Source organism: Lentzea sp. NBRC 102530, from assembly GCF_030269365.1.
Taxonomy (GTDB): domain Bacteria; phylum Actinomycetota; class Actinomycetes; order Mycobacteriales; family Pseudonocardiaceae; genus Lentzea.
The window spans coordinates 155,558-180,790 of record NZ_BSTF01000005.1 but is presented as its reverse complement, the minus strand read 5'-3'; the positions used below and the strand labels follow the sequence as shown (position 1 = coordinate 180,790).

The 25,233-nt window shown below is 69.0% G+C and carries 27 protein-coding genes; 9 read left to right on the top strand and 18 right to left on the bottom strand.

The window, feature by feature from the left end:
• The first annotated feature begins 132 nt into the window (after positions 1-132).
• Positions 133-1,638, top strand: a complete 1,506-nt coding sequence (locus tag QSK25_RS15190; protein WP_285638877.1) for a M48 family metalloprotease — start codon at positions 133-135, stop codon at positions 1,636-1,638.
• Positions 1,639-1,679: 41 nt separating this feature from the next.
• Positions 1,680-2,780 carry a DUF4034 domain-containing protein gene (locus QSK25_RS15185; RefSeq protein WP_285638876.1) on the top strand — a complete coding sequence of 367 codons (1,101 nt, stop codon included), beginning with the start codon at positions 1,680-1,682 and terminating at the stop codon, positions 2,778-2,780.
• Between the two features lie 322 nt (positions 2,781-3,102).
• Here QSK25_RS15185 and QSK25_RS15180 read toward each other — a convergent pair whose 3' ends face one another.
• The 3 genes from QSK25_RS15180 to QSK25_RS15170 all read right to left on the bottom strand — a co-directional run bounded on the left by QSK25_RS15180 (position 3,103) and on the right by QSK25_RS15170 (position 6,252).
• On the bottom strand, positions 3,103-3,759 hold the full coding sequence (locus QSK25_RS15180; RefSeq protein WP_285638875.1) for a hypothetical protein: 657 nt from the start codon (positions 3,757-3,759) through the stop codon (positions 3,103-3,105).
• Positions 3,760-3,844: 85 nt separating this feature from the next.
• A complete protein-coding gene (locus QSK25_RS15175; RefSeq protein ID WP_285638874.1) occupies positions 3,845-5,119 on the bottom strand; it encodes a DNA polymerase IV in 1,275 nt (424 codons plus the stop codon).
• A gap of 35 nt (positions 5,120-5,154) precedes the next feature.
• Positions 5,155-6,252 carry an amidohydrolase family protein gene (locus tag QSK25_RS15170; RefSeq protein ID WP_285638873.1) on the bottom strand — a complete coding sequence of 366 codons (1,098 nt, stop codon included), beginning with the start codon at positions 6,250-6,252 and terminating at the stop codon, positions 5,155-5,157.
• 12 nt (positions 6,253-6,264) lie between these two features.
• Here QSK25_RS15170 and QSK25_RS15165 point away from each other — a divergent pair, with 12 nt between their 5' ends.
• Positions 6,265-7,575, top strand: coding sequence for a type I glutamate--ammonia ligase (locus QSK25_RS15165; RefSeq protein WP_285638872.1), 1,311 nt, complete (start codon positions 6,265-6,267; stop codon positions 7,573-7,575).
• On the opposite strand, the gene QSK25_RS15160 is transcribed toward QSK25_RS15165, so the two are convergent.
• The 6 genes from QSK25_RS15160 to QSK25_RS15135 form a co-directional block, all read right to left on the bottom strand.
• Positions 7,556-8,173, bottom strand: coding sequence for a sigma-70 family RNA polymerase sigma factor (locus tag QSK25_RS15160; protein WP_502881860.1), 618 nt, complete (start codon positions 8,171-8,173; stop codon positions 7,556-7,558). The genes QSK25_RS15165 and QSK25_RS15160 overlap by 20 nt on opposite strands.
• Positions 8,174-8,280: 107 nt before the next feature.
• Positions 8,281-8,958 carry an RNA polymerase sigma factor gene (locus QSK25_RS15155; protein ID WP_285638871.1) on the bottom strand — a complete coding sequence of 226 codons (678 nt, stop codon included), beginning with the start codon at positions 8,956-8,958 and terminating at the stop codon, positions 8,281-8,283.
• Positions 8,959-9,062: 104 nt separating this feature from the next.
• The gene (locus QSK25_RS15150; RefSeq protein ID WP_285638870.1) at positions 9,063-9,629 is read right to left on the bottom strand and encodes a sigma-70 family RNA polymerase sigma factor; all 567 of its coding nucleotides are present in this window, start codon (positions 9,627-9,629) and stop codon (positions 9,063-9,065) included.
• 85 nt (positions 9,630-9,714) lie between these two features.
• On the bottom strand, positions 9,715-10,431 hold the full coding sequence (locus QSK25_RS15145; protein WP_285638869.1) for a class I SAM-dependent methyltransferase: 717 nt from the start codon (positions 10,429-10,431) through the stop codon (positions 9,715-9,717).
• Positions 10,428-10,997, bottom strand: a complete 570-nt coding sequence (locus QSK25_RS15140) for a sigma-70 family RNA polymerase sigma factor (protein WP_285638868.1) — start codon at positions 10,995-10,997, stop codon at positions 10,428-10,430. Before QSK25_RS15140 ends, QSK25_RS15145 begins: the two co-directional genes overlap by 4 nt.
• Before the next feature lie 100 nt (positions 10,998-11,097).
• Positions 11,098-11,817: a class I SAM-dependent methyltransferase gene (locus QSK25_RS15135; RefSeq protein WP_285638867.1), complete on the bottom strand. Its 720-nt coding sequence runs from the start codon at positions 11,815-11,817 to the stop codon at positions 11,098-11,100.
• Between the two features lie 33 nt (positions 11,818-11,850).
• On the opposite strand from QSK25_RS15135, the gene QSK25_RS15130 reads away from it, so the two are divergent.
• The 6 genes from QSK25_RS15130 to QSK25_RS15105 are packed head-to-tail and all read left to right on the top strand — an operon-like array spanning position 11,851 to position 16,869.
• Positions 11,851-12,696 carry a ParA family protein gene (locus QSK25_RS15130; RefSeq protein ID WP_285638866.1) on the top strand — a complete coding sequence of 282 codons (846 nt, stop codon included), beginning with the start codon at positions 11,851-11,853 and terminating at the stop codon, positions 12,694-12,696.
• Positions 12,689-13,450 carry an Fpg/Nei family DNA glycosylase gene (locus tag QSK25_RS15125; RefSeq protein WP_285638865.1) on the top strand — a complete coding sequence of 254 codons (762 nt, stop codon included), beginning with the start codon at positions 12,689-12,691 and terminating at the stop codon, positions 13,448-13,450. The genes QSK25_RS15130 and QSK25_RS15125 overlap by 8 nt, the downstream gene beginning before the upstream one ends.
• Positions 13,451-13,482: 32 nt before the next feature.
• Positions 13,483-14,721: a cytochrome P450 family protein gene (locus QSK25_RS15120; protein ID WP_285638864.1), complete on the top strand. Its 1,239-nt coding sequence runs from the start codon at positions 13,483-13,485 to the stop codon at positions 14,719-14,721.
• A 42-nt stretch (positions 14,722-14,763) separates the two neighbouring features.
• Positions 14,764-15,318 carry an RNA polymerase sigma factor gene (locus tag QSK25_RS15115; RefSeq protein WP_285638863.1) on the top strand — a complete coding sequence of 185 codons (555 nt, stop codon included), beginning with the start codon at positions 14,764-14,766 and terminating at the stop codon, positions 15,316-15,318.
• Positions 15,315-15,833, top strand: coding sequence for a hypothetical protein (locus tag QSK25_RS15110; protein WP_285638862.1), 519 nt, complete (start codon positions 15,315-15,317; stop codon positions 15,831-15,833). The genes QSK25_RS15115 and QSK25_RS15110 overlap by 4 nt, the downstream gene beginning before the upstream one ends.
• A 58-nt stretch (positions 15,834-15,891) precedes the next feature.
• The gene (locus QSK25_RS15105; protein WP_285638861.1) at positions 15,892-16,869 is read left to right on the top strand and encodes a quinone-dependent dihydroorotate dehydrogenase; all 978 of its coding nucleotides are present in this window, start codon (positions 15,892-15,894) and stop codon (positions 16,867-16,869) included.
• Here the strand turns inward: QSK25_RS15105 and QSK25_RS15100 are convergent.
• The 9 genes from QSK25_RS15100 to QSK25_RS15060 all read right to left on the bottom strand — a co-directional run bounded on the left by QSK25_RS15100 (position 16,850) and on the right by QSK25_RS15060 (position 25,225).
• The gene (locus QSK25_RS15100) at positions 16,850-18,064 is read right to left on the bottom strand and encodes a glycosyltransferase family 2 protein (RefSeq protein WP_285638860.1); all 1,215 of its coding nucleotides are present in this window, start codon (positions 18,062-18,064) and stop codon (positions 16,850-16,852) included. The two genes, QSK25_RS15105 and QSK25_RS15100, sit on opposite strands and share 20 nt — an antisense overlap.
• A 172-nt stretch (positions 18,065-18,236) precedes the next feature.
• A complete protein-coding gene (locus tag QSK25_RS15095; protein WP_352235871.1) occupies positions 18,237-19,421 on the bottom strand; it encodes a uracil-xanthine permease family protein in 1,185 nt (394 codons plus the stop codon).
• 236 nt (positions 19,422-19,657) lie between these two features.
• Positions 19,658-20,479 (bottom strand): phage shock envelope stress response protein PspM, encoded by an 822-nt coding sequence (pspM, locus tag QSK25_RS15090; protein ID WP_285638858.1) that lies wholly within the window; start codon positions 20,477-20,479, stop codon positions 19,658-19,660.
• A 43-nt stretch (positions 20,480-20,522) separates the two neighbouring features.
• Complete coding sequence (locus QSK25_RS15085; RefSeq protein ID WP_285638857.1) at positions 20,523-21,374, bottom strand: PspA/IM30 family protein; 852 nt, start codon at positions 21,372-21,374, stop codon at positions 20,523-20,525.
• Between the two features lie 361 nt (positions 21,375-21,735).
• On the bottom strand, positions 21,736-22,158 hold the full coding sequence (locus tag QSK25_RS15080) for a helix-turn-helix domain-containing protein (RefSeq protein ID WP_285638856.1): 423 nt from the start codon (positions 22,156-22,158) through the stop codon (positions 21,736-21,738).
• Positions 22,159-22,263: 105 nt separating this feature from the next.
• Positions 22,264-22,737, bottom strand: coding sequence for a CinA family protein (locus tag QSK25_RS15075; protein ID WP_285638855.1), 474 nt, complete (start codon positions 22,735-22,737; stop codon positions 22,264-22,266).
• On the bottom strand, positions 22,734-23,312 hold the full coding sequence (gene pgsA, locus QSK25_RS15070) for a CDP-diacylglycerol--glycerol-3-phosphate 3-phosphatidyltransferase (protein ID WP_285638854.1): 579 nt from the start codon (positions 23,310-23,312) through the stop codon (positions 22,734-22,736). Before pgsA ends, QSK25_RS15075 begins: the two co-directional genes overlap by 4 nt.
• Positions 23,309-24,712: a 30S ribosomal protein S12 methylthiotransferase RimO gene (gene rimO, locus QSK25_RS15065; protein WP_285638853.1), complete on the bottom strand. Its 1,404-nt coding sequence runs from the start codon at positions 24,710-24,712 to the stop codon at positions 23,309-23,311. Before rimO ends, pgsA begins: the two co-directional genes overlap by 4 nt.
• Positions 24,713-24,751: 39 nt before the next feature.
• Entirely contained in the window at positions 24,752-25,225 is a 474-nt protein-coding gene (locus tag QSK25_RS15060; protein WP_285638852.1) for an RloB family protein, read from the bottom strand.
• Positions 25,226-25,233: the final 8 nt, after the last annotated feature.

Genomic DNA, 25,233 nt, shown 5'->3' with positions numbered 1-25,233 from the left:
TGGTTGACACCTCCACTTCGTTCGGGCTCAACCGCCTTTTCGGGATTGAGTCGTGACCGTGCTTTCGTGCACACTTCGTGCTGCCGTCATCTGGGGGCGGCACCGGGGGCTTGGGGGAAGGTCGCTCTACTCATGCGTGTTTCGTTTCGTGCTGCCGTCTCGGTGGCGCTGCTGGTCGGTTTCTACGTCCTCGCCTTCGGTCTGATCGGAGGCCTGCTGGCGCTGGAGACCTTCGCCCTGGTCGAACGACCGTTCGTCGGGCTGAAGCTGGCGTTGTTCGTCGTGCCCGTGGTGTTCGCCATCGGCAAGGGCCTGGTGTCGCTCGACCGCCGCGTGCGCGCCGAGGTGCCCGGCCTCCTCGTCACACCCGAGGACCAGCCCGGTCTCTGGGACCTGGTGCGCCGGCTGTCCGCCGAGGTCGGCACCCGCCCGCCGGACGAGATCAGGATTCTCGCCGCGGTGAACGCCGGTGTCTCCGAGGACACCCGCTTCCTGGGCCTGCGCGTGCTGAAGCGCCGCATGTTCATCGGTGCCCCGCTGCTCACCTCCTTGACCGAGAAGCAACTCATCGCCGTGCTCGCCCACGAGCTCGGGCACTACGCCAACAAGGACACGCGCCTGGCCGGCGTGGTGGTCTCCGGCCGTGACGCGATGCTGCGCGCCGGTTCCCACATGAACACCGAGAAGTGGTTCCAGCGCATGATCGCGAAGCTGTTCCGCGGTTACGCCAAGCTCTACCTCCGCGTCTCGCAGGCCATCAGCCGGCGCCAGGAGTTCGCCGCCGACCGCTTCTCCGCCACCCTCGCGGGCTCGTCCGCCGCCGCGTCCGCACTGCGCGAACTGCCGGTGATCGACGCCGCGTGGAACCTCTTCACCGAGCGGCACCTGACCGTCGCATGGGAACTCGGGTACCTGCCCACGACGTTCTTCGACGGCTTCGCCCGCCTGCGCACCGCCCCCGAACTCCACGAGGGGCTGGAGGAGATCCGCCAGGACCCGCACGACCCCGACCGCGGCCCGTACGACTCTCACCCGCCGCTGAAGGACCGCATCAACGCCATCGAGGCGATGGCCCTCGAACCGGAGTCGGGCTGGGGCGACCGCCCTGCGCTCGACCTGCTCGCCGACCCGATGCCGTTGCTCGACGCCGCCGTCCTCACCACCCTGGTCGCCGACGCCGCCTCGAAGGAACGCGTCGACTGGGCCACGCTCGGCCACATCGGCGCCCGCGCCCGAGTCGTCCGCGGCACCCAGCGCCTGCTGGAGAGGACGGCCGAGCTGACCGGCAAGGCACCGTCACTCACCACCGTCCTCGACGCCCTGGACGCGGGCCACCTGGCCGACCTCGGCACTCACGTGCCGGGCGACCGCGAGGCAGGCGCCCGCGCCCGGCGCGAGATGGCCCGCGGCGAGGTGCTACCGGAGCTGTCGGCGTTGGTGGCGCTGGCCTTCTCCGACGCGGGCCTCGCCCGCTGGCAACTCGACTGGCTGGGACGAACCACGTTCGTCACCTCCTCTCACGACTTCGACATGGCCGACCACCTGGACGCCGCGGTCGCCGACCACGGCGACACCTCAGCTCTGCGCGCCGCCCTCGCCACCGCCGGGGTGGCCCCCGACTACCGCCCCGCGCGCTGAGCCCGTTCGCTCCGCTTTCGTTCTGTTTCAGGAGAAATCCCGTGGTGCTCTCGCTCCTCTTCAAGCCCAAGGAACTCGTCCGCGTCTTCCGCCTCATGCGCGAGGCGAAGCGCCGCGGCGTCGAACTCGACGAACTCCCCGATGACGTCGTGGCCTCGTTCGTCCTGCCCAAGACCCACCCCGAGCGCTACGGCCTGGTCCCCGACGACGAGGTGAGCACCACCTCCCCGCTGGCCGACCTGGCCCTCGCCGCCGTGAAGGACGACGTCCGAGCCGGCAACTGGGAGAACGCGGCCGACCTCGTCGCCGCCACCGAGGGCGACTGGGACCGCCGCGACCGCGTCGTCTGGGCCCTGGCCGACCTCGCCGCCAAGGACGACGCCTGGATGCAGGCCTGGATCGAGGCCCGCCCCGGCGACCCGCACTGGATCGTCGTGCACTCCCGCGCCCTCGTGGCGCTGGCGTGGGAGATCCGCGGCAGCGCCCGCGCCTCCGAGACCACCCGCGAACAGTTCGACGGCTTCCACCGCGTCCTGTTCGAGGCCCGCGAGGCGGCCTCCATCGCCACCTCGGTCCTGCCCGACGACCCCACGCCGTGGAACACGCTGCTGACCCTCGGCCGCGGCCTGCAGGTGGAGAACGACGAGTTCCGCGCCCTCTGGGCCGAACTCGTGGCGCGCGACCCGCTGCACTACTCGGCCCACGGGCAGGCACTGCAGTACTGGTGCCGCAAGTGGTTCGGGTCCGACGCCCTGGCGTTGGAGTTCGCGCTGGAGGCCGCGGCCAAGTCGCCGAAGTTCCTCGGGCTGCCGTTGCAGGCGGCTTACGAAGCTGACAACTCCGAGACGAACATGTGGAAGGACCCTTCGGTCGTGCGGTCGCTGGACGCACTGCTGGATCGGTTGGCGGACGAGGGGGCTGACACGTACGCGCTCCGGCACGACCGGGGGTACGCGATCTTCGGGCTGATGCAGTTGAGGCGGTTCGAGGAGGCTGTGGGGCAGTTCCGGGCTTTGGGCGCGGTGGTGGACGCCGGGCCTTGGGACTACTTCGAGGATCCTCGGTTGTCGTTCTTGAGCGTTCGGGGGAAGGCCATCACTGAGATGGCCAAGGGGCGCGGGGTGAAGGCGCCTGCTCGGTAGGGCGGCTCCTCGGGGTTGTGGCTCGGGGTTGTGGCTCGGGGTCCGGGGGTTGGGGCTCGGGGCTCGGGGGCGCGTGGGCAGTTGGGCGTTGGGCATGCAGGCCCCGGAATGCTTGGGGCGCTTGAAGCGGCGTCGACGGGCTCGTTGGGCGTGACGCCCGCTCGGCCGCGGGGTTGGGTCGTCTGAGGCCTGGCTTGAGCGTGCGGCGTTGAGGGCAGGTCTGCGTTGGGCGGCGGGGTGTTGGGCGTGCGGGCCCCGGAATGCTTGGGTGCCTGGCTTGGGCTGGCAGGCGGAGGTTGCGCGGTTGGTGCGGCCTGCCCGGTCAGCTGACGGGTTGCGGGGTTCGGGTTTGCGGGATGTGGGGGCGGCGGTCCATCACGGCCAGCTCCAGCTGGCGGGCCGGGGATTCGCCCAGCAGCTTGCGGGCCAGGGTGGTGCCCTTGCGCGGGGCCATGGCCAGTTCTGCTCGTAGGGCCTGCACGCCCACGTAGTGCGTCACCTCCTCGAGGATTGCTTTGGTGGTGGGGATGGAGCGGGTTCGGCGGATCGCGTCCACCGCCGCTCGTTCCAGCGGCGCCACGTGGAAGCCCCTTCTGAGGGCCGGTTTGGGCAGGCGGTCTGTCCGTTCCAGGCGCAGGGTGGCGTAGCCGCAGGCCGTCGAGTGGCGTGGGGCCAGGACGTGGATGGCTTCTGCGGTGGGCAGGGCTGATCTCATGCCGTGCAGGTAGAGGGCGTCGTTGGCGGTCAGCATCGCCCCCTCCCCCGTGTAGAGGAGGGCTGCTTGGACCAGCTGTTCCCTGGAGGGGCCCGCTCTGGAGAGCAGGATCATGCTCGGGAACAGGCGTTGCCACGGGCCGCCCGGGCGGGAGCGTTGGTCGATCAGGGACGCGGACAGTCCTATGTGGAGCAGGGCTGCCACCGGGGCCACTCGGTGCAGGAAGAGGGTGCCCAGGTTTTCCAGGTCGATGGGGTGGCGCATGGGTTCAGCTTGGGGCAGGGAAGCGCCGGGTGGTGCGCCGCGAGCGGAGGTTGTGGACAACTGCGGGGTTGTGGACAGGTTGCGATCATTCCGGCTTCGGCTCGAACTCGGCTGTCCTTTCCGGACTGTCGCTGAGCAGGGAGGCCGGCCGGACGGCCAGCGAGCCGAAGCGGGAACGGGCCTGGTCGGCGGCTTGCTCGGCTTCTCGCCAGCCTCGCTCCGGAGCGTCGAAGATCAGTTGCTGGGCCGAGTCCGCGTTGTCAAGACCCTCTATTCGGACGCCGATCAGGCGGATGGCTCCGGGCGGGGTCTGGGTGTCCAGGAGTTCGGCGGCCACCCGGTAGACCTCCTGGGTCACGTCGGTGGCCACCGGGAGGGTGCGGGAGCGGGTGATGGTGGTGAAGTCGGCGAAGCGGACCTTGATGGAGACGGTTCGGCCGTGCAAACCCTTGGCTCGCAGAGAACCCGCTGAGCGTTCGGCGAGGCGGAGGAGTTCTCGGCGCAGCAGGGAGCGGTCGGTGACGTCGATCTCGAAGGTCTCCTCGGCGCCGATCGACTTCTCGCGCGAGACGGGGACCACGGAGCGGTTGTCCACGCCGGACGCGAGGGCGTAGAGGTGTTCGGCCAGGGCCACGCCCACCTTGCGGCGCAGGCGGGGAAGAGGCATCGCCGCCACGTCCGCGACGGTGTCCAGGCCCAGTTCCTCCAGGCGTGCGGCGGTTTTCGCGCCCACACCCCACAGGGCGGAGACCGGCAGGGGGTGGAGGAACTCCAAAGCAGCAGTGGAAGGCACGACCATCATGCCGTCGGGCTTGCACATGCCCGAGGCGAGCTTCGCCAGGAACTTCGTCGACGCCACGCCCACGGAGCAGGTCACGCCGTGGTCGGCGAACACGCGCGATCTGATCAACTCGCCCACGCCCCCCGGCGTCAGGCCCAGCCGGCGAAGAGCACCGCCCACGTCCAGGAAGGCCTCGTCCAGCGACAGCGGCTCCACCAGCGGGGTGATGTCGCGGAAGATCGCCATCACGCCCCGCGAGACCTCCTGGTAGAGGTCGAACTGCGGCGGCAGGTACACGGCGTGCGGTGCCAGGCGGCGGGCGTGGGCCGTGGGCATCGCGGAACGGACGCCGAAGGTGCGGGCCAGGTAGTTCGCGGAGCAGACGACACCCCGTCCGCCGACACCGCCGACGACCACGGGCACGGACTCGAGTTCGGGACGTTCGCGGATTTCGACCGACGCGTAGAAGGCGTCCATGTCCACGTGCAACATCCGGCAGCCCGTGTCGTCGGGCCACACACCGTCGCGCGCACGGTATCGATCGACCAGGCCGCGTGGCAGGTTCGCACTGCGACCCATGAACACCCTCCTCGAACGCCAGTTCGAAGCGAATCCTACAGTTTGTACACGCGCGCTGCGTTCTCCGACGCGATGAGACGCGCTATCCGGTGAGCGTCCTCTTCCAAGAACGCGTCCGTACGCAGCCCATCGGCCAAGAAGTCTGACAACGCGCGCCGGAACAGCAACGCGCCGAGGTAGTACAACTCGGGCAGCGCGAACGCGTCGGAGGAGAAGAGGAACTTGCCGTACGGCACGATCTCCAACGCCTCCGCGAACACCCGCGACGCTTGATGCCCCAGCCCGTGCGTGGCCAGCCCGAGGTCGCAGAACACGTGCGGGAACACCTGCGCGAGGTACCCGGCCTGCCGATGGAACGGGTAGTTGTGCAACAACAACACCGGCACACCGAGAGACGCGGTCGCACGCAGGAACGGCGTCAGCAACGACGGATCGCACAAGTGCAGGTCGATGTCCGAGTCGCCGTACCCGACGTGGAACTGCAACGGCAGCCCGGCGTCCAACGCCTCCCACGCCAGCCAGGCGATCACCACCGGGTCCGCCAACCGCCCTGACGTCCACGACGAACAAGCCGACACGGCCTCGGCGTCGGACGGCCGAACCCCGGGCAACCCGAGCCCGATCCGGTAAGCCGCAACGGACTTGGCCCCGACGAACGCCCCGGAAGCCAGCTCGGCCCGCACCGCGTCCAGGAAACCGGCCGCGGACACGTCGGGCCGCAAGCACTCGGCCACCGCCTCCAGCCGCACGATCGAGTGCGCCACTCCCCCGCCCAGCCCGGCCAGTTCCGCCCCGGACAGCAGCAACTCGGGCCGGAACCCGCCGTCCACCAGGAACGTGTGGATCCCCGACGCCATCAGGAACGTCCGCGACACCTCGGCGATGTGCAGCGAGTTCCGCCGTTCGAGGTACGCGTCGGCGGAGGCGTGCCGGGGCAGGTCCAGCAACGGCGCACACCACCGCCGCACCGCGAACCCGAGCGCCGAGTCGAAGAACGACCCGCCCAGCGGAGAGACCTCGTCGGCCTCCAACAACAACGACTCGAACTCCAGCCGTGTGCTGTCCGCGCGCAACACACCATGACAGTGGTGGTCGATCAGCCCGAGTTCGGCGACGAACGGCAAGATGCCCATAACCTTAGGATCGTGGACTCTGCGGAACGGGACCAGCGGTTCGAGCGGGCGACCGAGCTCTTCGACGGGCTCCACGCGCGGGACGTGAGCGTCGTGGCCCTCACCTGGGTCGACAACAGCGGCATCACCCGCACCAAGTCGGTGCCCCTGCGCAGGCTCGCCCACGCGGCCGCGCACGGCGTGGGCGCTTCACCGGTGTTCGACGTGTTCCTCTTCGACGACTGGATCATCCAGGGCCGGTTCGCGGGTGGCCCGGTCGGCGACCTCCGGCTGCACCCCGACCTCGACCGCCTCACGCCGCTCGCGGGCCAGCCGGGCTGGGCCTGGGCCCCCGCCGACCGCCACTTCCAGAACGGCGTCCCGTACCCGATGGACCAACGGCTGCAGGCGCGCAAGGCCGTGCGGAGGCTCGCCGAGCACGGCCTCACGGCGAAGGCCGGCTTCGAGATCGAGTGGTGCGCGGGCAAGCAGGGAACCGACGACTGGGTGCCCGCGACCAGCGGCGGCGCGTACGGCCACGCCCGCCAGGTCGAGCTCTCCGACTACTCCGTCGACCTCCTCAACGCCCTCGACCAGCAGAACGTCGAGGTCCTCCAGTTCCACCCCGAGTACGCCCCCGGCCAGTTCGAGGTCTCCACGGCCCCCGAGGACCCGGTGCACGCCGCGGACACCGCCGTCCTGGTCAAGGAGACGATCCGCGCCGTCACGATCCGGCACGGCATGCGCCCGTCGTTCTCGCCGAAGGTCGTCAACGGCGGCGTCGGCAACGGCGGCCACCTGCACCTCAGCCTCTGGCGCGACGGCACCAACCTCTTCGACGGCTTCCAGGACGAGGCGAAGCAGTTCAGCGCGGGCGTGCTCACCCACCTCCGCGCGTTGTGCGCGATCGGCTGCCCCTCTCTCGCGAGCTACCTCAGGCTCGTGCCGAACACCTGGGCCGCGCCGTTCGTGGCGTGGGGCGAGGAGAACCGCGAGACGGCACTGCGCCTCATCAGGGACAACCTCGAGATCAAGTGCTTCGACCTCACCGCGAACCCCTACCTGGTCGTCGCGGGCGTGATCGCGGCAGGCCTCGACGGCATCGCCACGCAGGCCGAACTACCCGAGGGCCTCAACGTCGACCCGGCCCTGCTCGGCACCGTCGGGCGCCTGCCCACGTCGTTGAAGGAGGCCGTCGACGAGTTCGAGAAGGACGCCGTGCTCGCCGAGGCGTTCGGCCAGGAGCTGGCGGGCACCATCGCGGACGTCCGGCGTGGCGAGATCGAGCGGTACAAGGACGCGAGCCCCCAGGGCATCGCCAACATCACTCGCTGGCGGCACTGAGTTCTTTGCGCAGTCTCGTGAGCGCCCGGTGCTGAGCCACCCGCACGGCACCGGGCGTGGAGCCGACCGCCTCGGCCGTCTCCTCCGCCGACAACCCCACCATCACCCGCAGGACCACGATCTCGCGCTGCTTCTCCGGCAGCACCTTCAGCAGCGTAGCCATCTGCTCCGACAGTTCTCCCTGCATCGCCCGCTGCTCGGGCCCGGCCGCCGTGTCCATCGACTCCGGCAGCTCCGGCACGGCCTCGGCGCGGTTGCGCGAGAAGCTGCGGAACGAGTCCGCCACCTTGTGCGCCGCGATCCCGTAGACGAACGCGAGGAACGGACGCCCCTGATCGCGGTACGACGACAGCGAGGTCAGCACCGCCAGACAGACGTCCTGCGCAACGTCATCAGCCGACGCGAACGACCCAACGCGCGCGCGGCAGTACCGCACGACCAACGGCCTGATGGTGCCCAACAGCCGTTCGACGGCCGCGCGGTCACCGGCGACGGCCCGCGCGACGTGCTCGTCGGCCGACTGCTGGCGACCCGAGTAGTAGGAGGGCGCCGGCGGGTCGACCGGCTCCTCGGGCGCGACGGTGGTCCGCTCGACCAACGCGTCGAGCGTGCCCCTGGAGGCGGAGACCGGCCCACCGACGGACGAGCCCTGCACGGCTTCCGCGGGCACCTTGCGATGCAGGCCGGGTGTGAACTCCACGCAGATCACCGTTCCTCTTCTGGACGCCGGCGCACGGCAAGGCGCGCGCGCCGGATCCGTCCTTCGACCGCGCGCGGGGTGAGTCGCATCAACTCACCGATCTCCGCATGCGAGTAGCCCTGGTCAGAAAGGAAGAGCAACCGCCTGCTGTCCTCGCTCAGCGCGGCGAACGCGGCGTTCGCGATCTGCTGTTCGATGACCGCGTCCTCAGGGGTTCCTTCGGCCTGCACGTGTTCGAGGGAAGCAAGGGTGTCCACGAGCCGTACGTCCTGCCAGCCGTGCGCTCGCGTCTGCCAACGCCGGTAGACGTTGGGAAACGCGAGCACGCACGCGTTGACGAAGTACTCGTTCAACGGCTGGCCGTGCTCAACGGACCATTCGCGCCCGAGCAGTCCCCGGTCGCGGAAGTACACGAACCCCTCGTACACGGCGTCGCTCGCCAGTTCCTCGGCCTCCTGCGGCGCGATGTCCTGCTTCTGCAGGTACCGGCCGTTCCGCCCGGAGCGGGAGAAGATGGCACCGGACCGCACGAGCTTCGTAACGATCGTGAGTCCGTGCCCGAGAAGCTGACGGTGGAACTGGTCCCAGCGAGCACCGGTCAGCCCCGACTCGCGGAAGTGCTGCACCAGCACCCCGTCGATGCGCAGCCGGTCGGCGGCAAGCGCTGAGTCCGAACTTCCCATGCCCCCTGCGTCCCTATGTCGGCGTCTTCCTGCCCTCTAGGTATGTCGTTTGGGTGCGTTCTCCCCACGCAACCGCTACGACTCGTCACAAATGCAAACGAATGTCACCCGATCGGGACAACTAACGACGCGATTTCCTTGCGAAGGCGACCGAGCGCACGGTGCTGCGCGACGCGTACCGCACCCGGCGTCGACCCCACGGCGTCCGCGGTCTCCTCTGCGGACAGACCCACCACGACGCGCAGCACGAGGATCTCGCGCTGCTTGTCCGGCAGCAGGTGCAGCAGCTGCCCGAGCGTGCCGTTCAGCTCGTCCTGGAGGACGAACTCCTCCGGTCCGGCGCCCCGCACGACTTGGTCGGGAACCTCCGCCACCGGTTCCGCACGGTTACGAGCCAGCGACCGGTGCGCGTCGGCGACCTTGTGGGCGGCGATGCCGTAGACGAACGCGAGGAACGGTCGCCCTTGCTCCCGATAGTTCGGGAGAGCCGTCAGCACGGCCAGGCAGACCTCCTGCGCGACGTCGTCCGCAGTTGTCGCGGAACGACCCACACGTGCGCGACAGTACTTCACCACCAGCGGGCGCAGGTAGCGAAGTAGCTGGTCAACGGCCCTGCGCTCGCCCCGCACAGCCAGGCTGACCAGTTCCGCGGATAACGCTGAACTCTCCATTCGAAGGTTCCCCTCGTCGACGTCCCGTGGAGGAGACGTGCGACGCGTCACTCCTTATGCGGAAAGTAGGGAGAACTTTCAAACGTCACCCGTTCAGAGCAACGAGAAGCGGCTGGCAATAGGCGTGGAGCAACCACTCCACGTAACCGAAACCCGCTCGTTCCGCCAATGCGGTGATTTCATGACGAGTAATCGCCCAATACCGTGCCTTGCCCACATCGACCCGCCACGAGTCCGCCTCGTCGAGCCGGAACATCTCCAACTCGTACTGATCGCCGTCCCAATGCCAGAGCTGGAACCACACGACACGACCCGGCCCAATGGCCGGAGGCGTCGCCAACGGACGGTCCACGCGGATCGCGTCGTAGTCGCGCGTAGAGAGGATGATCCGACCACCGGGCCTCAGCACCCGGCGCATTTCACGCAGCGCCAGGAGCACATCACCGGCTGTCAGCAGATGGGGTAACGCGTTGTCCGCCGCCAGCACCACGTCGAAGGAGCCATCCGCGAACGGCAGCGCACGCATGTCCGCGGCGAACGCGGGCACCGTGACGCCACGCGCAGACGCCTCCACAACGGCCCTAGAGGCCGCCCTAGGGCTCAGATCGGCACCCACGACCTCATAGCCGCGCAACGCCAGACCGATCGCCTGGGTGCCGATGCCACACGCACAGTCCAGAACGCGCGCGCCCGCCGGAACGAACTCCGCGAGCTGCGCCGCCTGCCGGGCCATCGACGCGTCCCAGTCCGGGAACATCAGGTGGTACGTCCCGGACAGGCCGTCGTAGAAGGCGCCGGTCAAATCAGCTCCTCGACCCCCACGGACGTCCGCAGCTTGGCCAGGGCGCGGTGCTGGGCCACCCGCACGGCACCCGGTGTCGAGCCGATCGCCTCAGCGGTCTCCTCCGCCGTCAGCCCGACCACGACGCGCAGCAGCAGGATCTCCCGCTGCTTGTCCGGCAACAGCCGCAGCAGCTGCCCCAGGCGCACCGACAACGACCCGAGCAGCGCGTTCTCCTCGGGGTCGATCGTGAGCGACGGCCCGTCCGGCACCTCCGCTACGGGCTCGGAGCGGTTGCGCGCGGACACCCGGTGCGCGTCGGCGACCTTGTGCGCGGCGATGCCGTAGACGAACGCCAGGAACGGTCTTCCCTGTTCACGGTAGGTGGGCAGGGCCGTCAGCACGGCCAGGCACACCTCCTGCGCCACGTCGTCAGCCGACGCGTACGCACGTTCATTGTGCCCTACGCGCGCACGGCAGTACCGCGCCACGAGCGGTCGCACGGAGGCCAGCAGTCGTTCGACCGCAGGCCTGTCACCCGCGACGGCCTCGTTGACCAGTGAGGCCAGCAGGTCGGAACTTTCCATCTCGTCGGTCCCTACTTCGGCAGCGGAGGCCATTATCGTTCGCCGCCGCGTCGTTTGGGACCACTCATCAGGGTCATAAAAGTCCCGAATGCACAGCGTTTCAGAGGGCCCGGCGAGCCAGCACGTGCAGCCTGGCGGCGACGTCCCGCAGCGGGGACCTGGTTGCGGCAGCCAGTTCCAGTTCCGCGAGCGCGTCGGCGGCCCCCGGATTCGCATCCAGCACCACACCGGGAACCAGGTCAGAAACTACCCCGTGACCTTGCAAGATCTCCACAGCCAGGCCCGCGTCGAGGACGAGCTTCTCCAGACCGGCCACGTCGAACCGGCGCTGCAACGGGTCACGCGTGCCCGCGAGCTGCCCCGCGTCGTCGTCCAGCAACCGCCGCGCGTCGACGATCCGGCCGGCGATCGCGCGGTGCAGGATCGCCGCGAAACGGTTCGCGACCAGCACCGACACCGCTCCACCGGGGGCCACGGCCGCGGCCAGCGACGCGAGTGCGGCCGGTGCGTCGTCGACGACCTCCAGCACCCCGTGCGCCAGCACCAGGTCGGCCTCGCCGTCGGGCACGCCCAGCGCATCGGTGTCGCCCTGCACGGCGTTGATCGTCACGCCGGCCTCGCGCGCGCGGGTGTTCAGCGTCGCCAACGCGTTCGGGGACGGCTCCACGACCGTGACGGCGCATCCGGCCGCGGCGAGAGGCACGGCCCACACGCCGCTGCCACCACCAACGTCGAGCACACGCGGCGGTTCTCCACCCCTGCGCTCGCGTGCGGCGGCCAATTCCGCGTCGAGCAGCCTCTGTACGGCGTCCGGTCGCATGGCCAACAGACTAGGAGACCCTAGAGTAGGTCTGTGCATACGGTGTCCGTGCTCAGCCTCAAGGGAGGCGTCGGCAAGACGACGGTGGTGCTCGGCCTGGCCTCTGCCGCCCTCCGCCGTGGTGTCCGCACGCTGGTGATCGATCTCGATCCGCAGTGCAACGCCACGTCGACGCTGGAGCCCGAGGAGTCCAAGGCCAGCATCTACGACGTCCTGCAGGACCCGTCCGAGGAGAACCTGGAACAGGCGATCCGCCCCAGCCGCTGGGGTGACGGCATCGACGTGCTGTCCGGGTCCGAGGACGCCGAGCTGCTCAACCACCCCGATCCGAACGAGTCGCGGCTGCACCGGCTGAAAGACGCGTTGCGCACGTTGCGGGACATGTACGACGAGTTCCCGTACCACCTCGTGCTGCTCGACTGCCCGCCGTCGCTGGGCCAGCTGACCCGCTCCGCGCTGGTCGCGGCCGACCGGGCGCTGCTGGTCACCGAGCCGACGATGTTCGCGGTGGCGGGCGTGCAGCGGGCGTTCGAGGCCGTGCAGAACGAACGTGAGCAGAACAACGCCGACCTCCAGCCGCTGGGTGTCGTCGTGAACCGCGTGCGGCCGCGTTCGCACGAACACCAGTTCCGCATCGACGAGCTGAGGGACATCTTCGGCCCGTTGGTGATGCCGGTGGCGTTGCCGGACCGTCTGGCCGTGCAGCAGGCACAGGGCGCGTGCATGCCCATCCACGAGTGGGGCACGCCCGGTGCACGTGAGGTCGCGCTCGCGTTCAACCTGCTGCTCGCCCGCATCCAGCGGATCTCGCGGAGCCGGCGCCGGGCCGTGCACCACGACTTCGACGACGACGAGATCCAGGAAGCGGTGGATGCCTGAGGGCGACACCGTCTTCCTGGCGGGCAGGCGGATGCACGAGGCGCTGGCCGGGAAGACGCTGCTGCGCGGCGAGCTGCGGCACCCCCGCCTGGCCGCGGTGGACCTGACCGGGCTGGACGTGCTGCGCGTGCGCACGTACGGCAAGCACATGTTCACCCACTTCTCCGACGGCAACAGCCTGCGCAGCCACTTCCGCATGGACGGCTCGTGGCACCTCTACCGCCCCGGTGAACGCTGGCGCCGTCCCGCGCACCAGGCCCGCGCCGTGTTCGAGGTGGACGACCGGCAGGCCATCGGATTCGCGCTGCACGACATGGAGTTCGTGCCGACCGCCGAAGAAGATCGATTGATCTCGCACCTCGGACCTGATCTTCTGGCAGCCGACTTCGACGCCGCTGAGGCCGTTCGGCGGTTGACCGCCGATCCGTCGCGACCGATCGGTCTCGCATTGTTGGACCAGCGCGTGATGGCCGGTGTCGGCAATCTCTACAGAGCGGAAGTTTGTTTCCTGTTGCGCGTTCCGCCGACGGCCCCGGTGTCCGCCGTGGACCCGTCACGTGCGGTTGCGCTGTCGCGGAAGCTCTTGCAGGCCAACCAGTGGCGGCCGGAGCAGAGCACCACGGGCGACCTGCGCGTGCAGCACTACGTTTTCGAACGCACCGGCAAACCCTGTTTGCGTTGCCGCACAAGGGTCCGATCGGACGAGATCGAGGGCAGATTCGTGTACTTCTGCCCAAAATGCCAATCCGGTTGAACCGAGACGCGCTCCCGCCCGTGTGCCCCAATATGGCGGTAAATCTGGATGCGTTGCGCCCCGGCTTCACCGACGACCCGTACGCCGTGCTCAAAAGCCTGCGCGACGCGGGCCCCGTGCACCGGGTCGAGACCTTCGGCGTGCCGATGTGGCTCGTGACCCGCTACCCCGACGTGCGCGCCGCGTTGGACAACCCGCTGCTGTCCTCCCACGGTTCGGCGCTCGCCGAACCCCTGCGCGGCCATCCGCACTTCGCGTCGTGGTGGTTCGGTGACCTGTCCGACCACATGATGAACAGCGACGAGCCGAACCACACGCGACTGCGGCGTGCGGTGTCGAGCCAGCTCACGCCCCGGCGCATCGCCGCGCTGCGCCCCCGGATCGAGCAGGTGGCGACGCAGCTCGCGGACGGGTTCGTGGACGGCAGGTGCGACCTGATCGCGGACTTCGCGGCCCCGCTGCCGATCACCGTGATCATGGAACTGCTCGGTGTGCCGGCCGTCGACCAGGAGAACTTCCGCTACTGGGCCGACGTCGTGACGGGCCTTGCGGACGGTGACGCGTCTTCGGCCCGTGAGGAGACGGCGGGCTATTTGCGCGACCTCGTCACGCACAAGCGCACGTCCGGCGACGACGACCTGATCGGCGGCCTGGCCCGCGCCACCGGCGAGACCGCGCTGAGCGACGACGAACTCGCCTCGCTCGCGTTCCTGCTGCTCGTGGCGGGCTACACGACCGCCGTCGACCTGGTCGGCAACGGCGCGCTGGCGTTGCTGCGCCACCCGGACCAGCTCGAACTGCTCCAGCGCTCCTCGTCACTGCTGCCCGGTGCCATCGAGGAGTTCCTGCGGTTCGACGGCCCGGCCTCACACCTGCTGCGGTTCGCCACGCAGCCGCTGACGATCGGGGGCGTGCAGATCCCGGCGGGTGACGTCGTGCTGCTGTCGCTCGCGTCGGCCGAGCACGACCCGAACCGCTACCCGCGCGCCGACCAGCTCAACATCGAGCGGGCGGACCGGCAGCACCTCGCGTTCGGGCACGGCATCCACTTCTGCCTGGGCGCCCCGCTGGCCCGGCTGGAGGGCGAGGTGGCGTTCAAGACCCTGCTGTCGCGGTGTGCGGGCCTCGCGCTCGACCCCTCGCAGCCGCTCGGGTGGCGGGTGTCGCTCGGGAGCCGCGGGCTGCGGGCGTTGCCGGTGACGTTCCTGGCCAAGCCCAAGATGCCGCTGGACGAGCAGGCGACGATCAAGGTGCCCAAGCCGACGATGTAACGGCGGTGCTCGAAGTCGGCAACCATTAGCGTGAGTCAGCCGATGACAGCACCACGACATCCACCACCAGCGTCTCCCACGCGTGCGGCGCGCGCGTTCGAGGAGCTCTACGAGGCCGAGTTCGACGTCGTCATGGCGTACTTCGCGCGCCGGACCGCGGACCCGCAGACGGCCGCCGACCTGACCTCGGACACGTTCGTGGCCGCCATCACGTCGTTCGCGACGTTCGACCGCGACCGGGGCACGGCGCGAGGCTGGGTCCTCGGCATCGCCCGGCGGGTGTTCGCCCAGCACTGCGAGTCCGTCACGCGGGGGCGGGACGTGGTCGCCCGCATCCGGGGACGGCGGGCGCTGGGCACCGACGAGATCGCCGACCTGGTCACGCGGATCGACGCGGAACGGGCCGGGCGTGAGCTGATCGAGGCGATGGCCTCGTTGCCCGCCACCGACCGCGAGGTGGTCGAGCTCGTGGACCTGGTCGGGATGGCACCGAAGGACGCCGCACAGGTGCTGGGCATGTCGTCCGGCGCGCTGCGGCTCAGGCTCTTCCGGGCGCGCGGCAAGGTGCGCGCCCTCGCGGACGGGGGACGGCGATGACGACATTCAAGGACAAGCTGCTCAACGACCTGATGCGTGAGCACGGCGAGACGGTCGAGGAGGCGCCTGAACGGCCCGTAAGGTCCGCACGGCCGTTGCTGGCAGCTGCGGGGGTGCTGGCGTTGGCTGGTGCGGCGACGTTCGCGATCGTCGGCAACGACGCGCCCGCGTACGCCGTGACGAAGAACGCGGACGGGACGGTCACGGTGACCATCAAGGACGTCAAAGGCGTGGACGGGGCCAACGCGAAGCTGCGCGAGTACGGGATCCGCGCGAAGGCCGTGCCGATGTCGCGGGACTGCGCGGAGCTGGACGAGAGCAGGATGGACGCGCGCGACTACGAACTGCCTGACCAGGGCGAGGACGGGTCGATGACGTTCCGGCCGGGTGACCTGCCCGAGGGCTACACGATGCTGCTGGGGATCTCGAACCTGCCGGACCGCGGGACCGGGCTGGGTTTCACGGGCCCCATCAGGAACCCCGCGCCCGACTGCCTGCGCGAGGCCGGGAACTAGGCACAGCCCCCACCAGGTCCTGGACGCCCACCCTGAGCTGGCGTTATAGGGTGGGCGCGTGGTGTACAAGCAGGTGGTTCGCAGGGCGTTGTTCGGAATGCACGGCGGCGACGCGGAGCGGGTCCACGAGACCACGCTCGCCGCCATGGAACGGCTGAGCCCGTTGGCGCGGTTCGCCCGCAACCAGAACAACCCGCGCACCGTCTTCGGCGTCCGCTTCCCGAACCCGGTCGGGCTCGCTGCGGGCCTCGACAAGGACGGGCGCGCACTGCCGGCGTGGGCCGCGCTGGGGTTCGGGTTCGTCGAGGTCGGCACCGTCACGTGGCACGCGCAGCCGGGCAACCCCAAGCCACGGCTGTTCCGCCTGCGCGAGGACGAGGCGATCATCAACCGGATGGGCTTCAACAACGCGGGGGCGCAAGCGCTTGCCGCGAAGCTCGACCACACGACGCTGCGGGCACCGCTCGGCATCAGCCTCGGCAAGTCCAAGATCACCCCGGTCGAGGACGCCGTGCAGGACTACCTCGACTCGCTGAACGCGCTGAAGGACCACGGCGACTACTACGCGATCAACGTGAGCTCGCCGAACACGCCCGGCCTGCGCAGCCTGCAGGACAAGGGCGCGCTGACCGAGCTCGTCGCGGAGCTGACCAAGGCCACCGGCAAGCCGATGCTGGTCAAGATCGCGCCCGACCTCACCGACGACGCCATCGCCGAGGTCATCCAGGTCTGCGTCGACAACGGCATCAAGGGTCTCATCGCCACGAACACCACGCTGAGCCGTGAGGGCCTCGTCAGCGCGCACAAGACGGAGACCGGCGGTCTGAGCGGCCGCCCGCTCACCCAGCGCTCGAACGACGTGGTCCGGTTCATCACCAAGAACAGCGACCTGCCGGTCATCGGCGTCGGCGGCATCCGCACCGCCGACGACGCCAAGCGCATGATCGACGCCGGGGCGAGCCTGGTGCAGATCTACACCGGGTTCATCTACGAGGGCCCCGGCCTGGTGTCGCGGATCAACCGGGCACTGAGGTGAGCGTGCGCTCGACGTGTTCCCAGCGGCCGACCGGACGGTAGCCGCGCAGGACCGTGAACAACGAGCGCAGCACCGCCACGAAGTCCACGAACACGATCACCATCAGCAGCGGGTAGGCCAACGGTGCCAAGGCGAGCAACGGAGCCTTGGCGCGCCATGATTCCGTGAGGTCGCCGATGATGGTGAACAGCGCCACGCCCGTGTAGACCGAGCACAGCAGCACGATGCCGGTGAACCAGCCAGTCTGGAACGTCGCACTGATGACGACGTAGATGAACACGGGCTCGAACAGCACGAGCACCTCCCCCGCCGCCGTGTACGGCAGGTGCAGCCAGCTGAGCAGACGCGAGCACCTGCGGCCGAAGAAGAGCGAGCGGTGCTTGTAGAACGCCTGCAAGCGCCCGAACTTCCAGCGGAACCGTTGCCGCAGCAGACCTTTCAACGACGGCACGGCCTGCGTGTACGCGATGGCGTCCGCCGCGAAGATGATGCGCCAGTCGAAGTTGCCGCGCATGGACAGGATCTTCATCGAGAAGTCGATGTCCTCGGTCATCGTGTCGGTGTCGAAGTAGCCGCACGCGCGCACGGTCGACGTGCGGAACATCGACCCGACACCGCCGATGACGTACTCGCAGTTGAAGACCGTGTAGCCCTGCTTGAGCCGGTGCACCACCGCGTACTCCAGGCGCTGCACCCAGCCCAGCGCGCCGCGCTGGTCGGCGATCTTCACGTTCGCCGCCGCCGCGAGCACCATCGGGTCGGCGAAGTGCGCGACCATCTTCGTCACGGCGGTGCGGGACAACGTCGAGTCGGCGTCAAGCACCATCACCAGGCCGTCGCCGACGAGGTGCATGCCGGCGTTGATCGCCGCAGCCTTGCCCGCGTTCTCCTGCGAGACAACATGAACACGCTCACCGAAGCGTTGCAACGCCGCCACCGTGCCGTCCGTCGAACCGTCGTCGACCACGATCACGGACACGTCCTCGTAGGAACTGTCCAAAACGGACTGCACCGCCCGTGCGACGCAGAGTTCCTCGTTGTACGCCGGGATCACGACCCACACCGTCGGCGTGTAGGGCAACGGGCGAGAGCGGAACAACGACAGGTCGTAGAGATCAGCCGCCACCAGGACGACACACACACGCACCACGCCGACCATGGCCAGCGGCACCATCAACCACGCGAGGGATGTCATCGGCGGTGACGCAGCAACCGGATGCGTGTGGCGACCAGACTGCCCGCGATTATGGCGCAGGCGAAGAAGAGCACCACGTAGTACGCGGCGACCATGACCGAACTCCCTCCAGTGGACCGGGAACTGGATCGGTCCGAAGTGGAGTCACGGAAACCACACCAACGTGTGGCAGTCAGTTACGGCGCGCAGCCCTGAGCCAGCGCATCACCGGGTGCAGGATCACGACGAGCAGCGAGCCCCACACCATGCCGCCGAGTTCCAGGTCGCCGATCTCGATCGTGAGGTCACCGACGCCGGCCACCAGCGCGGCGCCGCCGACCATGGCGTTCACCGGGCTCGCCAGGTCGACGCCGCGGTCCATCCAGATCCGCACGCCGACCAGCACGATCAGGCCGTAGAGCACGAGCGTGCAGCCGCCGAGCACGCCCGGCGGGATGGTGCCGAACAGCGCGATGGCCTTCGGGGAGAACGCCAGCACCACCGAGAACACCCCGGCGAACGCGAAGGCCGCCGTCGTGTAGACGCGGGTCACGGCCATCACGCCGATGTTCTCGGAGTACGTCGTGGTGCCCGCGCCGCCGCCGAGTCCGGACAACGCCGTCGACAGGCCGTTGGCGATGATCGCGTCGCCCGCGCTGCCGTCGAGGTTGCGACCGGTCAGCGCCGCGACGGCCTTCACGTGCCCGACGACCTCGGCCACCAGCACGATCACCACGGGCAGCATCAACAGCACGACCGACGGCCGCAGCTCGGGCTGGTAGAGCCGCGGCAGGCCCACCCAGGCCGCCTCCCGCAGCTCGGCGATCCGGGCGGACGGCACGGCGCCGAACGCGAGGCCGCCCATCCAGACCGCCACGAAGCCGATCAGGACCGAGAAGCGGAACACCAGGCCCCGGCCCAGCACGCCCGCCAGCAGGATCACCACGGTGGTCAGGCCGGCCAGCAGCGGTTGCTCGCCGAAGTTCGAGGTGGCCTGCCGCGAGAGGTTCAGGCCGATGAGGATGACGACCGCGCCGGTGACGACCGGCGGCATGACCGACTCCAGCAGCCGCACGCCGAGCGCCTTGACCGCGATGCCGACGACGATCACCAGCAGGCCGGCCGCGACGACCCCGCCGAGCTGGGCGGCGATGCCCTGCTCGCGCGCGGCGATCAGGGGCGCGACGAACGCGAACGACGAGCCGAGGTAGCTCGGCACCCGGTTCTTGGTGATCACCAGGAACAGCAGCGTGCCGAGGCCGGAGAACAGCAGCGTGGTGGCGACGGGGAGACCGGTGGCGGTGGGCACGATCACCGTGGCGCCGAACATGGCGACGAGGTGCTGCACTCCGAACCCGATGGTGAGCGGCCAGCTCACCCTCTCCTGGGGTGCGACGGTTTCACTGTCGGTGATCCGACCGTCCCCGTGCACGGTCCACAACGCCAACGCACTGCCTCCCGGCAATTCAGCCGGACTTCCCGCAGACCGGCCCCGGAATCCTGCCACGCCATGTAGCGGCTACGGCTAGATAACGGTCCGATAATCACACGATTGCAGCAGAGATCTCCAGAGAGACTCGCCGAATAGCCGCAAGTGACTACGGAGCGTTACATTCAGTACGCTGAATAGCCTGAGACATCGCGCATCGCGGACGCCAAACCGGCCATGTGGTCCGTCGCGTCGTCCAGGACCTCGCCCGGGTTCTGGAACTGCGTGCTCGCGGCCAGCGCCTTGCCGGCCTCGGCCACCAACGCACAGTAGCGGTCCACGCCGTCCGCGAGTTGCTCCCGCAGCACCCGCACGCCTTCGACCAACGGGGCGCGTTCCAGCGGCGGAGCGGTGTCCCGGGCGCGTTCGACGGCCTGCAGCTGCGCCGACACCGCACGGATGGCCGCAGCGGCCTCCTGGGCGGTCTGACGGGCGTGCTGGACGGACTCGGCGGGCATCGACGTGAGCGCGGGCGAGTCGAGCTGCACGAGTAGCTGCGTCATCGCGTCCTCGGCGCTGTGCAGCTTCTCCATCGGCACCCGCGCGGACGAGATGTGCGCGGGCAGCGGCGGCCGGGGAGCGGGCGGCGGCGACAGCGCGAGGCGCTGCCGGGCGACGCCGATCTCCTTGAGCTTGAACCCGCTGCGCACGGCCAGCACGGCGGGCACGGCCGCGCCGATCGAGCCGGTGACGGCGGCCCACGTGCCGAGCACGCCGGTGAAACCCAGCACCGCGAGGGTGCCGAGCATCGTGATCACGATCAGCCAGAACGTCAGCACGGCGTTGGTCCGCTTGCGCTTGCGTTCGAGCTTCGCGACCGGGTCGTTCCACTTCTGCAGGCGGTAGCGCGCCTGCTCGGCCAGCGGGTGGCCCTGGAGCGACGCACCCAACTCGCCGACGACCTTGCGGACGATCTCGTTGTTGGGACGGTTTCTCCAGGGCTCCATGATCACCTGCTGACTCCTCCTGCTCCCCGCCGCCCGCAGAACCTCAGTTCTGGGCGGGAGGAACCTGCTGCTGCTGGGTCTTCTGCTCCGACTGGACGCGCTGCGCGATCTCGGCCTGGATCTGCGCGGCGGCGCTGTTGCCCGCGGTGACCTGCTGCGGGGTGCTCGACTGGCCACCGTGCATCGAGGCGCGGATCTGCTCGAGACGCGACGAGCCGGCGAGCTGGGTGGTCGAGGCCTGCACCTCGAGCATCCGGCCCTGCACCGAGTTCTGGGCGAGCTCGGCGGACCCGAGAGCGGTCGAGTAGCGCTTCTCGATCTTGTCGCGAACCTCTTCCAGAGACGGGACGTTGCCCGGCGCGGCGAGTTCGCTCATCTGGTTCAGCGATGCGGAGACCTGCTCCTGCATCTTGGCCTGCTCGAGCTGGCTGAGGAGCTTGGTGCGCTCCGCCAGCTTCTGCTGCAACATCATCGAGTTGCGCTCGACCGCCTGCTTGGCCTGTGCGGCGGCCTGCAGCGACTGGTCGTGCAACGTCTTGAGGTCCTCGATGCCCTGCTCAGCCGTGACGAGCTGGGTGGCGAAGCCCTGCGCGGCGTTCTCGAACTGGGCGGCCTTCTGCTCGTCGCCCTTCGCGCGCGCCTCGTCGGCGAGCACGAGTGCCTGACGGGCGGAGGCCTGCAGCTTCTCGACGTCGCCGAGCTGGCGGTTCAGCTTCATCTCCAGCTGGCGCTGGTTGCCGATGACTGCTGCCGCCTGCTGAGAGAGCGCCTGGTGCTGACGCTGCGCCTCCTCGATGGCCTGCTGGATCTGCACCTTCGGGTCAGCGTGCTCGTCGATCTTCGACGAGAACGACGCCATCAGGTACTTCCAGAACTTCACGAACGGACTGGCCATCTCCTACGCCTGCCTTCTCGGTGCCGGTGTTGGATCCATCGTCTCAATTGTGCGTCGGCGTATCCACCGACACGGGGAGATATCCGGGAACACCCTGACCCACCCCGGGACTTAGGAGTACACGCCTTGCGACGTGCCAATCCTGCCCGCACCCGCGCCCGGAGACGCGGTGACCCAGCGTGCTGATGCCAAGCCGTTGCCTGCCGTCCAGCCCGCTGCCGTCGTTGTCAGTTGAACGTACGAACGGGCGGTCTTGTTGCAGACCGTCACGTGGCGGGGGCCACAGGCCTGCCCAGATCACCCGAATGCAGGCGACCCCGCACGCCAGAAGGCGTACGGGGTCGTGTGGATGTCATAGGTGTCAAGCCGCAGCGACTGCCTTGGGCTTCTCGCCGATCTTGCTCGTGAGCCTGTGACTGAGCATGGGCTGCAGGCGCAGGTCCGAGAGGTCGTCCGAGAGCGTGGACGGCAGCACGCGGCCACCCTCCAGCTTGCGCCCATCCGTTCGTCCGTCCGGGACGGTGTCGGGCACCGTGTCCGGCGTCTGCTGGACGGCGCCGATGTCGGAGGCGACGTGGTGCAGCAGTTCGGACAGCGGGAGCTCTAACGCGTCACAGATGGCCGAGAGGAGCTCGCTGGAGGCCTCTTTGCGGCCGCGCTCCACCTCGGACAGGTACCCCAGGCTCACGCGGGCGGTCCGAGAGACCTCGCGCAGCGTGCGGCGTTGGTTGGTGCGGGCATGGCGAAGTCGATCACCGATCGCCTCGCGTAGCAGCACGGTCATCGCGCGCCTCCTTCCGGCCGGCCGTGTCCCTACGTTACCGATCGACACCGACAACGGGCACTGACTTCCGAACACGTCCGCCAAGGGCGAACGAACGCGGAGTCATCATTTGTTCCCGGCGTCGGTCATCAGCAGGTAATCCGAGAGCAGGACCAGGGCTTTTTCCACGGAGTCCCGACGGACCGCGCAACGATCACCACTGAGAGTGATTGTCCGCACTGTGGACACTCCAGGACCGCTCAAGCCGATGTGGACCGTTCCCGGGGGCACACCGTCCTGCGGATCGGGCCCGGCGACCCCGGTCAGCCCGATCCCCCAGTCCGATCCACACCTCTTCCTGGCGCCCTCGGCCAGTTGGACCGCGACGTCGGGGTGCACGGCTCCGTGCTCGTCGAGCAACTGCTGATCCACGCCCGCGAGCTCGTGTTTGAGCTCGGTGGCGTAGACGATCAACCCACCGCGGACCACGGCACTCGCCCCCGGTGTGTCGACGATCGTCGCGCACAGCAGACCCGCGGTCAGCGACTCGGCCGTGGCGACGGTCTGGTTCCTCGCTTTGAGCAGTTCGACGACGTTCATGCCACCGCTCTCCCTGCCCTCGCCTTCATCTTGAACGCTCGGACGACGTAGTCGATTCCCGTGACGACCGTCAGCACGAGCGCGACCGCCATGATCACCCAGGCGATCAGCTGCAGCACGTCGTTCTGCGGGAGCACGAACAACCCGATGGCGATGACCTGCGCCAGCGTCTTGGCCTTGCCGCCGCGGCTCGCCGGGATCACGCCGTAGCGGATCACCCAGAACCGCAGCAGCGTGATGCCGATCTCGCGCACGCCGATGACGATCGTGATCCACCACGGCAGCACGTCGAGGATGCTCAGCCCCACCAGCGCCGAGCCGGTGAGCGCCTTGTCCGCGATCGGGTCGGCGATCTTGCCGAAGTCGGTGATGAGCCCGTGCTTGCGCGCGAGCGTGCCGTCGATGTGGTCGGTGAAGCTCGCGACCGCGAACACGGCGAACGCGATCAGGCGCCACGTGGTGTCGAAGCCGCCCGCTTCGAACAGGGAGAACAGGAAGACCGGAACGAGTACCAGCCGCGCCATCGTGAGGATGTTCGCGACGTTGAGCAGCGGGACCTTCCGGGCTTCAGTCATGTCCCGATTACCTCGACGACCAGGTCCACTCCCTCGGAGTCGACGACCCGGCAGCGCACGAAGTCGCCGCGCTTGAGGTTCTCCGCGTCCAGCACGATGCACTCGCCGTCGACCTCGGGCGCCTGGTGCTCGGCCCGGCCGACGCAGTCGCTCTCGTCGTCCTCCTCGGTCTCGATCAGCACGGTGACCTCGGTGCCGACCCGGTCCTCGGCGCGCTGGCTCGTCAGCTCCTCGACGAGGTTGCCGATCCGCTGCACCCGCTCCGCGATGACGTCGGCGTCGAGCTTGCCGTCGAGCTCCTCGGCCTCCGTGCCGTCCTCGTCGGAGTAGCCGAAGATGCCGACCGCGTCGAGCCGGGCCTCGGTGAGGAACCGCTCGAGCTCCCGCAGGTCCTCCTCGGTCTCGCCGGGGAAGCCGACGATGAAGTTGCTGCGGATGCCGGCCTCGGGCGCGTGCTCGCGGATCTGCCACACGAGCTTGAGGAAGCTGTCCGTGTCACCGAACCGGCGCATGCGGCGCAGCACGTTCTCGCTGGAGTGCTGGAACGACATGTCGAAGTAGTTCGCGACCTTGTCGGTCTTGGCGATGGCCGCCACCAGACTCGGCTTGGTCTCGGCGGGCTGCAGGTAGCTGACCCTGACCCGCTCGATGCCGGGGATGGAGGCCAGTCGCGGGAGGAGCTGTTCGAGGGCGCCCTGGTCGCGCGGCAGGTCCTTGCCGTAGCTCGTGGAGTTCTCGCTGACGAGGAAGAGCTCCTTGACGCCGTTCTCGGCGAGCCACATGGCCTCGGAGACGATCTCGTCGGGGTGCCGCGACACGAAGGCGCCGCGGAAGCTCGGAATGGCGCAGAAGCTGCACCGGCGGTCACAGCCGGACGCGATCTTCAACGGCGCCACGGGGGCGTCGTCGAGGCGCTTGCGCTGGACTTTGGTCGGACCCCAGCCGTGGCCGGGCACCTGGACGCCCTCTTTCGCTTCCTGACGCTTCACCGGCGTGATCGGCAGCAGCGTGCGGCGGTCCACCGGCACGTGCGACTCGACGGGCTTGCCGTGCAGCACGTCCTGCAGCCGCTCGGCGAGGTCGTTGTACTGGTCGAACCCGAGGACCGCGGCCGCCTCCGGGAGGCTGTCCGCGAGCTCCTTGCCGTACCGCTCGGCCATGCACCCGACCGCGACGACCTTGGCGCCGGTGTCGGAGGCGGCCAGCAGCGTGTCGACCGAGTCCTTCTTGGCCTGCTCGACGAAGCCGCACGTGTTGACGACGACGACGTCAGCGCCCTCGTCCACCAGCTCCCAGCCGCCCTCGCCGAGGCGTCCGGCGAGCTCTTCGGAGTCGACCTCGTTGCGGGCGCAGCCCAGGGTCAGCAGCGACACGCGTCGCGGAGTGGTGGGAGAAGACACGACGCTCAGAGTAACCGCCCCAGGTCCCGGCGCTTGAACTCAGTGCTGCAAGAGCACCTCTACGAGACGCCACACGTCGGTCGACGGGTTACCGGGCTCGAGCGCCTTGGCGTGTTTGATCGCGGCCTCGACGCCGCCGTCGAACGTCGCGTAGTCGAGCTTCTTGTCGTAGGCCGGGACGTGCTTGGCCAACAGCTTGCACGCGGCTTTGCCGTTGTCGACGTGACCGCGGTGGTCGGTGAAGTGCAGCAGCAGCCACAGCTCGAAACAGGGTTCGGAGACGACGAGTTCGACGCCCAGGCGTTGCGCCTCTGCGCGAGCGCCCTCGATGTCGAAGTCGTCCACGTCGACGACACACCACACGCTGTCGTACTCGTCACTGGTGAAGATCCCGGCCGCGTACTTCACGAGGTTCTTGGGCGAGTCCGTCTTCGACCGCACCTTGACGCGCGCTCCGCGTGCCCGCGCGAGCCCGGTGAAGTAGGCGGGCTCGGTGCACTCGCCTCCGGTCACGATGAGAA